This window comes from Streptomyces sp. NPDC058052, assembly GCF_042885515.1.
Taxonomy (GTDB): domain Bacteria; phylum Actinomycetota; class Actinomycetes; order Streptomycetales; family Streptomycetaceae; genus Streptomyces.
The window spans coordinates 506631-520193 of record NZ_JBHVRX010000001.1 but is presented as its reverse complement, the minus strand read 5'-3'; the positions used below and the strand labels follow the sequence as shown (position 1 = coordinate 520193).

Sequence of the window (13563 nt, the reverse complement as noted above, 5' to 3'; positions counted from 1 at the left end):
CCCTACTATGCCTGGCGGCACCCGTGTCTCACCGCTCAGGTAGGGTGATCGCCCGGTCAACGCCCAGGGGAATTCGGCTATTACGGACACGAGGGGGCAACGCGGCGATGGGTACGGCGACGCGTGCGCGCGACGGGCGGCGGACCAGCGGCCGAGCGCCTCAATCTTCCCGACGGCAACGCAGCAACGAGCGCGCGGAGACGCGTGCCGGCGCGCCGGGTCCGGGGGGCCCGCAGGCCGTTCCCGCGACGACGACGCTCCGGCCGCTGTCGCGCACCGGCCGGGTCGGTCCGGTGCAGCTCCGTCAGCTGGTGCTGGTGGAGTCGGCGCTGGCCCTGGTGGCCGTCGGCTTCGTGCTGGGCGGCCTCTGGCTGGTCCCGACGTGCGTCGCCGCCGGCGTCCTCGTGCTCCTCGCAGTGATACGGCGCCGCGGCCAGGCCGTGCAGGACTGGATGGCGACCGCGCTCGCGCTGCGGTCGCGCCGGCGGGACACCGCGCCCTCCGCGCCCGACGCGGACCCCTCCCTCGCCCCGGTGACCGAGAGCGTCCGCGGCTTCGGCGCGCAGCCGTACGTCGACCGGAACCACCGCACGGTCGGCATGCTCGGCGACGGCTCGTTCCTCACCGCGGTGCTGCGCGTCGAGGCGAGCGGTTCGGCGCTGCGGCCGGTCTTCGGTGCCCGCGCCTTCCCGCTGACCCTGCTGGGTGACGCGCTGGAGGTCGACGACATCGTGGTGGAGTCGGTGCAGCTGGTGCAGCAGGTGCGTCCGGCGCCGGCGCCGCACCTCCCCCAGCAGTCGGTGGCCCGGCTCTCGTACGCGCCCCTCCAGGAGCGGACCGGGGCGCCCGCCCTGCGGCTGACCTGGGTGGCGGTGAAGCTGGACCCCGAGCGCTGCAAGGAGGCGGTCGCGGCGCGCGGCGGCGGTCTGGAGGGCGCGCAGCGCTGCCTGGTGCGGATCGCGGACCATCTGGCGAGCCGGATCACCGGCGCCGGCTTCCAGGCGGTCGTCCTGGACCAGGAAGAAGTCAACTCGACGATCGCGACGGCGGCCTGCACGAGTCCGCACGCGGCCGCACGGGCGGGCCGGGCCGACGCCGCCCCGCAGCGGCGGACGGCCGAGACGTCCCGGGTCTGGCGGTGCGACGACCGCTGGCACACCACGTACGCGGTCGGGCGCTGGCCCGAGCTCGGGCGGGGCGCGGCGCCGCTGCCGCGGCTGGTCTCGCTGCTGACGTCGGTGCCCGCGTACGCCACGACGTTCAGTCTCACCGTCCGGCGCGGGACGCGTCAGGGCGCCATGGAGGTCGGCGGCCACGTCCGGGTCACCGGTGGCTCCGACAACGAACTGGTCCGGGTCCGCCGGACGCTGGAGCAGGCGGCGCGCACCGCGAAGGTCGGCCTGCTGCGGCTGGACCGCGAGCAGCTGCCGGGCGTGCTGGCGACGATGCCCCTCGGAGGTGCCCGATGAGGGGACGCGGTGGAGCGGTGAAGGGGCTGCGCGGTCTGATCGGCCCGCGGCACGCGGGGCACACGGTCCCGTCGGCCGAACTCGGGGCGCTCTCCCTCCCGGTGGGCGACGACGGCGTGGTCATCGGGGAGGACTCCGAGGGGCGCTCTCAGCTGGTGGGCTTCCACCGGTCGACGCCGTACGACGTCCTCCTGATCGGCGGTCTGTGGACGGCGCAGGTGCTGGCGCTGCGCGCGGCCGCCACCGGCTCCCGGGTCGTCGTGGAGACCGGCCGCCCGCACGCGTGGGTGGGGCTCGCGCAGGCGGCGGGCGCGGGCCTGGAGTGCATCACGCTCCATGACGTGGGCCGGGTGCCGCCGCTGGGCGCGACGGTCGGCAGCCCGGCCGTGGTGGTGCGGGACTGCGGCATGCGGCCGCCGCGCGGGCGGGTGGTGTCCTCGCCGTGGCAGTCGGTGCTGACCCTGCTGCCGTACTTGAGCCCGGTCGCCCCGCGGCTGATGCGCGCGGCCACGCTCGTCGGCGTCCAGCGGGTCTCGCCGCAGGAGGCCCAGCAGACCGGCCGGATCCTGGGCCTGACGCGGAACGAGGTGGACGCGCTGCCGACGCTCGGCGACGGCGTGACGCTGTGGTGCGCGGGTGCCGAGCGGCACTGGGTCATCACCAACGCCACGGACGCGGAGTCGGGCCTGCTCGGCACGGCCCGCCGGATGGACTGAGGTACGGGGGACGGAACGAGTCCCGGGAGACGGATCGACGTCCCCGGGGAGGCGCATCGACGTCCCGGGGGGCGGATCGACGTCCCGGGGGGGCGGATCGACGTCCCAGGGGGTGGATCGGATCCCGGGGGGGGCGGAACGAGTCAACGGGGCGGAGCGAGGTCTGCCGGACCGGACGGATCCCGTCCGCCGGTGCCGTGGCCCGGGGCGCGATCGGCCGAAGCCGCCCCCGCGCGGGGGCCGGTTCCCTAGTATTTCTCCTGGTGGCGCGGGGCGGGCCCAACTGCCCTGCGCCACGGGACACATGGTCCGCCGACAGGCCGTGAGCGAAAGGAACTCCCATGGGGAGCGCGCAGGAGAAGGACGAGTTGTACGCCCTCGACATCGCGGGTGTGGAGTGGATCGGCGCCCCCGGCACCAGCCCGGACGAGGAGCGCGTCGAGATCGCCCATCTGCCGGGTGGTGCCGTCGCCATGCGCTCCTCGCTGGACCACGGCACCGTGCTGCGGTACACGGAGGCGGAGTGGCGGGCGTTCGTGCTCGGCGCGCGGGACGGCGAGTTCGACCTGCGCTGAACGTGGCGGCCCCGCCCGTCCGCGGCGGGGCCAGCGTCGGACCGGCGGTCGCGCACCCCGCCGCGGGGTGCGCGACCGCCGGTTCGTCGCGTCACCCGTCCGGGCCACGCCGGGACGCGAGGGGCGAGCGGAGCGGGCGGAGCAGGCGGGACCCGCGGGACGGACGGAGCGGGCGGGACGGGCGGGGCGCGGGGCGGGCGGAAGCACACAAGACCGTGGGAATTCCTCCGTGTTGCTCCGTCTTGTACGGTTTCGCCCCGCATGCTTCCTCACGCTCCGCCGCCCCGGCGTCACCCGGGCCGCGCTCCCTGCCGGAGGGAGGGGCTCCGGGAGAGGACGGGCCTGCCGCGGTGGCGTTGCGGACGTTTAGGGTGGGTGGGGACGCGGCGGAGGATCCCTCGGAACGTTCGCCGGGTCCGAGGGGAGAGCCCGCCCGATCGGCAGTGAACGGTGGCTCCGACGCACGACGGCACAAGGGTGCTCGACCACACCAGGAGGCAAAGTGAACGGCGATCGCGACGACATCCGCGGGGGCTGGAACGTGCCCGCCGACGAGTCCGACGCGGATCCCGCCGAGATGACGGGTGAGTTCACCATCGACTACACCCCGCCGGCCTGGTACACGCAGAACGCGCCGGGCGGCCCGGGGGGCGCCGGTGTGACTCCCCCGCCTCCGACGGGTGCGCCGGTCCCGGTGCCCGGGGTGCCCCCGGCCGGCTTCCAGCAGCCCGCCTGGACGCACACCCCGCCGCCGGCGCCGGGCCAGGTCCCGGGTCAGGCCCCCGGCCAGATCGCGGGCCAGGCGCCCGGCCAGGTCCACGGTCAGGTCCACGGTCAGGTCCACGGTCAGGTCCCCGGTCAGCAGCCTCCCGCGCCCGGGCCGTACGGGGGGTACGGCCCCGAGGCCGGCACGCCCGTCGCGCCGTCGGCCTACCCGCTGCCCGCGCCCGTACCGGCGCCCGCCCCGGCCCCCGCTCCCTCCCCCGCCGCGCCCTTCGGCGGCGGCGAGGTGGAGAGCGGCGCCACCATGCGCTTCAACCCCGCCTCGCTGCGTCCGGACGCGGCCGCGCAGCCGGCCCCCGCGCCGGAGGCCGGCCCCCTGCCGGGCTCCCCCGAGGCCGCGGGCCTGGCCCGCGCCGACGTGCCGCCGGTCCTCGCCCACGACGGGGCCGGCGCGGAGCCGGTGGCCGCCGAGGCGGCCGTCGCGGACCCCCGGACGAGCGTCGACGGAACGGCCCCGGAGGCCGTCGCCCCTGAGGCGGAGGCCCCTGCCGGCGGGGACTCGTTCACGGACACCACCCCGCAGGCGTACGCGGACCCGGTCACGGACGCCGGGACGGACACCGACGCCGGCGCGGCCCTCGCCGAGGAGCACGACGAGCCGGCCGGGACCGGGGCCGGGACGGACGTCGAGGCAGGCGTCGGAACCGGTGTCGAGGCGGACGTCGAGACCAGCGTCGAGACCGGTGTCGAGTCCGCCCCCGAGTCCACCCCGGAGGCCGAGGCCGAGGTCGCGGCCGAGGTCGCGGCCGAAGCCGACGCGGAGGACGAGCCCCGGCCCGCCCCCGCCGACGCGGCCCCCCTCGGCGCCGCTCCCGCCGACGCCGTCCCCGCGCCCCTGCCCGCCGCCGCCCCGCTGCCCGCCGAGGGCGCCCCGGCGGAGGCGGGCGCCGCACCCGGCGCCCCGGGCCCCTTCCCGGGCGCGCCCGCCGCGGGCGGCGCGCTGCCGCCGCTGCCGCCGAACTTCCCGCCCGCCTCCCCCGACGCCCAGCAGGCCCCGGCCCCGCAGGCCCCGCAGCCCGCGCCGCAGTGGCCCGGGCAGCCGGTGGCCGGCGCCCCCGGAGCCGTACCGCCGCAGGGGGGATACGGGTACCCGCAGGGCCCCGGTGCTCCCGGTCTGCCTCCGCAGGCGCCCGCTCCGGCCCCGGCTCCCGGCGCGCCCGCCGGGTACGGCTACCCGCCGCCCGCCGCCGCCCAGGCCGGGTACGGCTACCCGCACCCCGGTCAGCAGCCGCAGCCTCCGGTGCCCGCGCCGGGGCCGGAGCAGGCACCGGGCGCGCCCGCCGGCTACGGCCTTCCGCCGCAGGCGCAGGGCGGGTACGGCTACCCGCAGGGTCCGGGCGCGCCCGGTGAACTGCCGCCGCAGGGCCAGGAGGGGTACGGGTACCCGCCGGGTGTCGACCCGCGGACCGGGGCGGCCTGGCCGCAGTCGGTCACGCACGACCAGCGCGAGCGGTCGGTGCCGGGCGCCCCGCTCGGCTACACCGCGGCCGTCGAGCTCTCCTCCGACCGGCTGCTGCGGAACAACAAGCAGAAGGCGAAGTCGAGCCGGAACCCGGGCGCGGCCTCGCGGTTCAAGCTGGGCGGCAAGAAGGAGGAGCAGGAGCGGCAGCGGAAGCTGGACCTGATCCGTACGCCCGTGCTCTCCTGCTACCGGATCGCGGTCATCTCCCTCAAGGGCGGTGTCGGCAAGACGACGACCACCACCGCGCTGGGCTCGACCCTGGCCACCGAGCGGCAGGACAAGATCCTGGCGATCGACGCCAACCCGGACGCCGGCACGCTCGGCCGCCGGGTGCGGCGCGAGACCGGGGCGACCATCCGCGACCTGGTGCAGGCGATCCCGTACCTCAACTCGTACATGGACATCCGCCGGTTCACCTCGCAGGCTCCGTCCGGCCTGGAGATCATCGCCAACGACGTGGACCCGGCGGTCTCGACGACCTTCAACGACGAGGACTACCGGCGGGCGATCGACGTCCTCGGCAAGCAGTACCCGGTCATCCTGACGGACTCCGGCACGGGCCTGCTGTACAGCGCCATGCGCGGGGTGCTCGACCTGGCCGACCAGCTGATCATCATCTCCACGCCGTCCGTGGACGGCGCGTCCAGCGCCTCGACGACGCTGGACTGGCTGTCGGCGCACGGGTACGCGGACCTGGTGCAGCGCTCGATCACGGTCATCTCGGGGGTCCGCGAGACCGGCAAGATGATCAAGGTCGAGGACATCGTGCAGCACTTCCGCACGCGGTGCCGCGGGGTGATCGTGGTGCCCTTCGACGAGCACCTGGCGGCCGGCGCCGAGGTGGACCTCGACATGATGCGGCCCAAGACCCGGGAGGCGTACTTCGACCTCTCGGCGATGGTCGCCGAGGACTTCGCGCGGGCGCAGCAGGCGCAGGGCCTGTGGACCGGCGACGGCCAGGGCGGGGTGCCGCCGCACATGGCGCCGCCGATGCCGGGGCAGTACGCCCCCCAGCCGATGCCGGGCCAGCCCGCGCCGGGGCAGCCGTACGGCGCTCCGCCCGCGCCGGGCCAGCCCTACGCGGAGCAGCAGCCGTACCCTGGCCAGCCCCACCCGGAGCAGCAGCCGTACCCCGGCCAGCCCCACCCGGACCAGCAGGGGTACCCCGGCCGGCCGATGCCCGGCCAGTACGCGCCCGGCCAGCCGGCGCCCGGCCAGCCGTACCCGCCGCAGGGTCAGCCGCAGCCGTACCCCCAGCCGGGGCAGCCGTATCCGGGGCAGCCCGGCCCGGCGATGCCCGGTCAGCAGGCACCCGGTCAGCCGGTGCCCGGGGAGCCGATGCCGGGTCAAGCCGGGTATCCCGGACAGCCGTACGGACAGCAGCCCTATCCGCCGGCGGCGACTTCCGGCCAGCCGGGGCAGCCGGGGCAGCCCGCGCAGCCGTACGGGCAGCCGCCCGCGCCGGGCCAGCCGTTCGGCCTGCCGCTGCCTCCGCAGGCCCCGCCGCAGGAGCCCCCGCAGGCGCCGCCAGCCCCTCAGCAGTAGGGCGTCACAGGAGTAGACCAATGAGGCTCCGTACCGGTTCACCGGTACGGAGCCTCCTTGCATTCCCGCAGCCCACACGGGGTTTGAGTCATCGTTGACGACGGCAGACCACCGCTGATACATCTTCGCTTCACTTGACGTCAGCCCAAGATCCACGACTCCACGACAGATCCCCCGACGCGAGGTCACGTCCCATGGTCATGGTCACGAAGGTTCCATCCCGTCCGCTCCCCCACCGGCCCCACGGGCCCCGCCGGCCCCACCGGACCGCCCGGCTGCTGCTCGCCGCCGGTCTCGCCACCGCCTCGCTCGCGGCCCTCCCCGCCACCACGGCCGCCGCCGAGGACGACAAGTCCGGCGGCACCACGCTCACGGTGGCCGTCTCGCAGAGCATCGACTCGCTGAGCCCGTTCCTGGCCCAGAAGCTCACCTCGACCAGCATCCACCGGCTGGCCTACGAGTACCTCACCAACTACGACGCGAAGGACGCCCGGACCGTCCCGGCCTTCGCGACCGAGTGGTCCTCCTCCGCGGACAAGCTGACGTGGACGTACAAGATCCGCGAGGACTCCACCTGGTCCGACGGGAAGCCGGCCACCGCCGAGGACGCGGCCTGGACCTTCAACACGATGATGACCGACCCGAACGCGGCCACCGCCAACGGCAGCTTCACGGCCAACTTCGCCGAGGTCACCGCGCCCGACGCGACGACGCTCGTCATCCGGCTGAAGAAGCCGCAGGCGACCATGACCGCGCTGGACGTGCCGATCGTGCCGAAGCACGTGTGGGAGAAGGTCGGCGACTTCTCGAAGTTCAACAACGACCAGCAGTTCCCGATCGTCGGCAACGGCCCGTTCGTCATCACCGACTTCAAGGTCGACCAGTACATCAAGCTCAAGCCGAACAAGACGTTCTGGCGGGGCGCGCCCCAGTTCGACGAGCTGGTCTTCAAGTACTACAAGGACGGGGACGCGGCCGTCGCCGCCCTCCAGAAGGGCGAGGTGTCCTTCGTCCCGAACCTGACGCCCGCCCAGGCGGCGGCGCTGAAGACGCAGAAGGACATCAAGGTCAACGACGCCCCCGGCCGCCGCTTCTACGCGCTGGCCACCAACCCCGGCGCCCGCGCCAAGGACGGCAAGACCTTCGGCAACGGCCACCCGGCCCTCCTCGACCCGGCCGTCCGCAAGGCGCTCTTCCTCTCCGTCGACCGCGCCACCCTGGTCGACAAGGTCTTCCAGGGGCACGCCGTCGAGGGCGAAGGGTACATCCCGCCCCGCTTCGGCTCCTACTTCTGGAAGCCGGAGGGCGCCCAGCGGCGGGCCTACGACCCGGCGGCCGCCGCGAAGGCCCTCGACGACGCCGGGTACCGGAAGAACGGCGACGGGAAGCGGCTCGGCAAGGACGGGAAGCCGCTCTCCTTCCGGATCCTCTGTCACGCCACCGACCCCAACGACAAGGCGGTCGGCAAGTACCTCCAGGAGTGGTGGGGCGGACTCGGCATCGGCCTGACCGTCGAGTGCCTGGACAGCGTCTCCGACCCCTGGGTCAAGGGCGACTACGACCTCGCCTTCGACGGCTGGTCCGTCAACCCCGACCCGGACTACGTGCTGTCCATCCACACCTGCGGCACCCTCCCGGCCACCCCGAAGGACACCGGCGCCACCGACAACTTCATCTGCGACAAGGACTTCGACTCCCTCTACGCCCAGCAGGCGGTGGAGTACGACACCGCCAAGCGGGCGGACCTGGTCAAGCGGATGCAGTCCCGGCTGTACGACACGGGGTACATGAACATCATGGCCTACCCCAACGCCCTGGAGGCGTACCGCACCGACCAGATCGCGTCCATCACCACCATGCCCGAGGCCGCCGGAAACCTGTGGGGACAGGACGGCTACTGGAGCTGGTGGTCGGCCGTGCCCGCCGCCTCCGCGTCCGGCTCCGGTGACGGCTCCGGCTCCTCCTCGACCGGGATCCTCATCGGCGTCGGAGCGGCCGCGGTCGTCGTCGCCGGCGGACTCGTCCTCCTCCGGACGCGCCGGCGCGCCACCGCCGACGACCGCGAGTAGCGATGACGACGGCAAGCACCCCCGCCGGCGTGGCGCGGGCCGAGGAGGCCCGCGCCGCGGACGGCGCACCCCGCACCGGCGTCGGCCCCGGCTATCTCCGCCACGCGGCGGGGAAGCTGGGCGGCGCGCTCGTCTCCCTCCTCGCCGTCCTGGTCACCAGCTTCTTCCTCTTCCGGATCATCCCCGGTGACCCGGTGAAGGCGATGACCCATGGCGCCCCCACCTCCGCCGAACAACTGGCGACCCTGCGCCGCCAGTTCGGCCTCGACCTGCCGTTGTGGCAGCAGTTCACCGACTACTGCGCCAAGGCGCTCACCGGCGACCTCGGCACCTCCTTCCAGTTCCGCTCCCCGGTCGGCGAGCTGATCGCGGCGAAGCTGCCCGCGACGCTGCTGCTCACCGGGGTCGCCGTGGTGCTCTACTCGGCCCTCGGGCTGTGGCTCGGCACCCGCTCGGCGTGGCGGCACGGCGGCCTCGGCGACCGGGTGAGCACCGGGGTCGCGCTGACCCTGTGGTCGGTGCCGTCGTTCTGGCTCGGCCTGCTGCTCATCATCGTCTTCTCGGTGGGCATGGGCCCGGTCCCGGGGCTCTTCCCGACCGGCGGCATGGAGTCGGGGACCGGCGAGACCGGCTTCGCGTACGCCCTCGACGTCGCCCACCACCTCGTGCTGCCCGTGGTGACGCTGGTCGCGGTCGGCTACGCCCAGACGCTGCTCGTCATGCGGTCCTCGCTCCTCGACGAGATGGGCGGCGACTATCTGACGACCGCCCGGGCGAAGGGGCTCAAGGACGACGAGGTGCGGCGGCGGCACGCGGTGCCGAACGCGCTGCTGCCGACCGTCACCATGGTCTTCATCAACCTGGGCCATGTGGCGGCCGGTTCGATCCTGGTGGAGACCGTCTTCTCCTGGCCGGGACTCGGCGGACTCTTCTACCAGGCGCTCAGCGTGCCCGACCTCCCGCTCGTCCAGGGCCTGTTCGTCGTCTTCGCCGGAGCGATGATCCTGATGAACCTCCTCGCCGACCTGCTCTATCCGCTGCTCGACCCCCGGGTGGGCCGATGACCTCTCTCGCATGGGAGCGCCGCAGGGGCTCCGCGGCGCGCTTCTGGAAGGCGTACCGGAGCCACCGGGCGGGCCTGTACGGGCTCGCCGGGCTGGCCCTGATCGCGCTGATCGCGCTCACCGCGCCGCTGACCGTCGGCGCCGACGTCCAGTCGGTGACGAACGCGCCCGGTACGGCCATGGAACCGCCGAGCGCGGAGTTCCCGCTCGGCACCGACCAGTTCGGGCGCTCGCTGCTCGGGCTGCTGATCTGGGGAGCCCGGATCTCGCTGCTCGTGGGGCTGCTCGCGGCCATCCTGTCGGTCGCGATCGGCACCCTCGTCGGGGTCCTCGCCGGCCACTACGGCGGCTGGTTGTCCACCGTCGTCATGCGGATCACCGACTGGTTCCTGGTGATGCCGGCCCTGGTCCTGGCGATCGTGCTCGCGACGGTCATGTCCCGGTCGATGTGGACGGTGGTGCTCGCCATCGGCATCACCTGCTGGCCGACGACCGCCCGGCTGGTGCGGGCGCAGACGATCGCCGTCGAGTCCCGTCCCTACATCGAGCGGGCCACCGCGCTCGGCGGCGGCCACGGGCACGTCATGGCCCGGCACGTGCTGCCGAACGTGATGCCGCTGGTCCTCGCGCAGACCACGCTCGGCATCTCCGCGGCGATCCTCACCGAGGCCACCCTCGCCTTCCTGGGGCTCGGCGACCCGACCGTGGTGTCGTGGGGCGGCATGCTCCAGGACGCCCGCGAGGCCGGCGCCGTCTCCTCCGGGCACTGGTGGTACCTGGCCCCGCCCGGGATCGCGATCGCGCTGGTCGCGCTCGCCTTCACGCTCTGCGGCCGGGCCGTCGAGTCCGTGCTCAACCCGAGGCTGGGGGTGGGGCGTTGAGCCTCCTGGAGATCAGGGATCTGAGGGTCACGTACGGCTCGGGGGACGGTGCCGTCCCCGCCGTGCGCGGGGTGGACCTCACGCTGGAGGCCGGGTCGAAGCTGGGCGTGGCCGGCGAGTCCGGCTGCGGGAAGTCGACGCTGGCGCTCGCCCTGCTGCGGCTGCTGCCCGCGAGCGCCCGGCTCGACGGGGAGATCCTCCTCGACGGGGAGGACGTCCTCGCCATGAAGTGGGGACGGCTGCGGGCGGTCCGCTGGGCGGGCGCCTCGATCGTCTTCCAGGGCGCCATGCACTCGCTGAACGCCGTGCGCCGGATCGGCGACCAGATCGCCGAACCGCTCCTGGTGCACCAGCGGGCCACCCCGGCCCAGGCCCGCAAGCGGGTCGCCGCCCTCCTCGAACAGGTCGGCCTCCCCGCCTCCCGGGCCGCCGGCTATCCGCACGAGCTCTCCGGCGGACAGCGCCAGCGCGTGATGATCGCGATGGCGCTGGCCTGCGAACCGCGGCTGATCGTCGCCGACGAGCCGACCACCGCGCTCGACGTGATGATCCAGGCGCAGATCCTGCGGCTGATCGAGCGGCTGGTCGCCGAGGAGTCCATCGGCCTGATGATGATCAGCCACGACCTGGCGGTCCTCGCCGACACCTGCGACCGGCTCGCCGTCATGTACGCGGGCCGGATCGTCGAGGAGGGCCCGGCCCGCGAGGTGTACGGGGCGGCCGCCCACCCCTACGGGCGGGCGCTGTCGTCGGCGTTCCCCCGGATCGGGGACCCGGCCTCGCGGCGGGCGCCGCGCGGCCTTCCGGGCGACCCGCCGGACCCGGCGGCGCTGCCGGCCGGCTGCGCCTTCCACCCGCGCTGCCCGGTGGCGGTGGCGGAGTGCTCCGAGGACGACCAGGTACTGCGGGCGGCGGGCGCCGGGCGGCGGGCCGCCTGCGTCCACGTGGGGAGTGAGCGCGGATGACGGAGACGCTGCTGACGGCGAGCGGGGTGCACGTCACCTTCCCGGGGCGGCGGGGCGCGCCGCCCGCCCGGGCGGTCGACGGGGTGGACCTGGAGATCGGGGCGGGCGAGATCGTGGCCCTGGTGGGCGAGTCCGGCTGCGGCAAGACGACGCTGGCCCGGACGCTCCTCGGCCTGGTGAAGCCCCGGGCCGGCACGGTCTCCTTCGCCGGGGAACCGCTCGCGTACACCTCCCGGGCGCTGAGGGCCTACCGCCGCCGCGCCCAGCTCGTCCTCCAGGACCCGAGCGGCTCCCTCAACCCCCGGCACACCGTGTACGAGGCGGTCGCCGAGGGGCTGCGGATCCACGGGGTGCACCGGGACGGGGCCGCGGAGCGCGCGGCGGTCGCCGGGGCGCTCGCCCGGGCCGGGCTGCGGCCGCCCGAGCGGTTCTTCCTGCGCTATCCGCACGAGCTGTCCGGCGGCCAGCGGCAGCGGGTGGTGATCGCGGGGGCGCTCGTCCTGGAACCGGAGCTGATCGTCGCCGACGAGCCGGTGGCCTCCCTCGACGCGTCGGTACGCGGCGAGATCCTGGCGCTGCTGCTCCGGCTGCGCGACGAACTCGGCCTCTCCGCCCTGGTGGTGACGCACGACCTGGGCCTCGCCTGGAACATCGCGGACCGGGTGGCGGTGATGTATCTGGGCCGGGTGGTGGAGACGGGCCCGGTCGAGTCGGTCCTCACGGCGCCCCGGCACCCGTACACCCGGGCCCTGCTGTCGGTGCTCCCGGAGTCGGAGACGGAGCCGGTGGTGCTGAGCGGCGAGCCGCCGGACCCGGCCCGGATCCCGGGCGGCTGCCGCTTCCACGCCCGCTGCCACGTGCTGGCCTCGGGCGAGGCGGCACCGGTCGCCGACCGGTGCCGGACGGAGGCGCTCCCGGTGCTCCGCGCGGGCGGCGGGGAGCGGGGGGTGGCCTGCCACTGGGCGGCGGCCCGCGAGGGCTGACGGCCCGGCACCGGGCGGCGCGCCGCCCGGTGCCGGGCAGCGGGGGGTGCCGGGCGGTCAGGCCCCGGCGGCGTCGTACGCGGCCGTCAGCTCCCGGCACTTGTCGACGTCGGCGGCCATCGCCACCAGCAGGTCGTCGAGGGTGTCGAACTTGAGCATGCCGCGCACGTAGGCGAGGAAGTCGACGGTGACGTGGAGGCCGTACAGGTCGAGGCCCTCGCGGTCGATCGCGTACGCCTCCACCGTCCGTTCGGTGCCGTCGAACTGCGGGTTGGTGCCGACGGAGATCGCCGCCGGCATCCGCTCGCCGGCCGCGGTCAGCCAGCCGGCGTAGACGCCGTCGGCGGGGATCGCGGTGTGCGGCAGGGTCTCCACGTTGGCCGTGGGGAAGCCCAGCTCGCGGCCGCGCTGCGCGCCGCGCACGACGATGCCCTCGACGCGGTGCGGCCGGCCGAGGATCTCGGCGGCGCCGGTCATGTCGCCCTCGGCGACCAGCCGGCGGGTGAGGGTGGAGGAGAAGGGCTGTCCGCCGCCGGCGGCGCCGCTCACGTACAGGTCGATCACCTCGACCTCGTAGTCGTAGGTGGCGCCCAGCTCGGTGAGGAAGGCGACGTTGCCCGCGGCCCGGTGGCCGAAGCGGAAGTTGGGGCCCTCGATGACCGCCCGCGCGTGCAGCTTGTCGACGAGGACCTTGACGATGAAGTCGGCCGGCGACAGCTGCGAGAACTCGGCGGTGAACGGCAGCACGAGCACCGCGTCCACGCCCAGCTCGGCCATCAGCTCGGCGCGCCGGTGGTGCGGGGCGAGCAGCGGCGGATGGCTGCCGGGGCGCACCACCTCGGAGGGGTGCGGGTCGAAGGTCACCACGACGGCGGGGACGCCCAGCTCGCGGGCGCGCTCGACGGCCCGCCCGATGATCAGCTGGTGTCCGCGGTGCACACCGTCGTAGGAGCCGATGGTGACGACGCTGCGCCCCCAGTCCTGGGGGATGTCCTCCAAGCCACGCCAGCGCTGCACTGTGACCGCTCCTCGTCCGCCTGTTCGCCCTGTG

At 74.8% G+C, this 13563-nt stretch carries 10 protein-coding genes; 9 read left to right on the top strand and 1 reads right to left on the bottom strand.

The annotated features are described in order from the left end of the window. Positions 1 to 107 precede the first annotated feature (107 nt). The 9 genes from eccE to ACFVU3_RS02465 all read left to right on the top strand — a co-directional run bounded on the left by eccE (position 108) and on the right by ACFVU3_RS02465 (position 12512). Positions 108 to 1469, top strand: a complete 1362-nt coding sequence (eccE, locus tag ACFVU3_RS02505) for a type VII secretion protein EccE (RefSeq protein WP_390062954.1) — start codon at positions 108 to 110, stop codon at positions 1467 to 1469. Continuing rightward, positions 1466 to 2185, top strand: a complete 720-nt coding sequence (locus ACFVU3_RS02500) for a hypothetical protein (protein ID WP_390062953.1) — start codon at positions 1466 to 1468, stop codon at positions 2183 to 2185. Before eccE ends, ACFVU3_RS02500 begins: the two co-directional genes overlap by 4 nt. A gap of 341 nt (positions 2186 to 2526) precedes the next feature. Continuing rightward, positions 2527 to 2760, top strand: a complete 234-nt coding sequence (locus ACFVU3_RS02495; protein ID WP_390062952.1) for a DUF397 domain-containing protein — start codon at positions 2527 to 2529, stop codon at positions 2758 to 2760. Between the two features lie 502 nt (positions 2761 to 3262). After that, entirely contained in the window at positions 3263 to 6550 is a 3288-nt protein-coding gene (locus tag ACFVU3_RS02490) for an SCO5717 family growth-regulating ATPase (protein ID WP_390062951.1), read from the top strand. Between the two features lie 200 nt (positions 6551 to 6750). Then, entirely contained in the window at positions 6751 to 8619 is a 1869-nt protein-coding gene (locus ACFVU3_RS02485) for an ABC transporter substrate-binding protein (protein ID WP_390063020.1), read from the top strand. Between the two features lie 2 nt (positions 8620 to 8621). Continuing rightward, on the top strand, positions 8622 to 9683 hold the full coding sequence (locus ACFVU3_RS02480) for an ABC transporter permease (RefSeq protein ID WP_390062950.1): 1062 nt from the start codon (positions 8622 to 8624) through the stop codon (positions 9681 to 9683). After that, on the top strand, positions 9680 to 10564 hold the full coding sequence (locus ACFVU3_RS02475; RefSeq protein WP_390062949.1) for an ABC transporter permease: 885 nt from the start codon (positions 9680 to 9682) through the stop codon (positions 10562 to 10564). Before ACFVU3_RS02480 ends, ACFVU3_RS02475 begins: the two co-directional genes overlap by 4 nt. Next, on the top strand, positions 10561 to 11529 hold the full coding sequence (locus tag ACFVU3_RS02470; RefSeq protein ID WP_390062948.1) for an ABC transporter ATP-binding protein: 969 nt from the start codon (positions 10561 to 10563) through the stop codon (positions 11527 to 11529). Before ACFVU3_RS02475 ends, ACFVU3_RS02470 begins: the two co-directional genes overlap by 4 nt. After that, the gene (locus tag ACFVU3_RS02465; protein WP_390062946.1) at positions 11526 to 12512 is read left to right on the top strand and encodes an ABC transporter ATP-binding protein; all 987 of its coding nucleotides are present in this window, start codon (positions 11526 to 11528) and stop codon (positions 12510 to 12512) included. The genes ACFVU3_RS02470 and ACFVU3_RS02465 overlap by 4 nt, the downstream gene beginning before the upstream one ends. Positions 12513 to 12569: 57 nt before the next feature. On the opposite strand, the gene ACFVU3_RS02460 is transcribed toward ACFVU3_RS02465, so the two are convergent. Further along, positions 12570 to 13529, bottom strand: coding sequence for a bifunctional riboflavin kinase/FAD synthetase (locus ACFVU3_RS02460; RefSeq protein ID WP_390062945.1), 960 nt, complete (start codon positions 13527 to 13529; stop codon positions 12570 to 12572). Between the last annotated feature and the right edge of the window lie 34 nt (positions 13530 to 13563).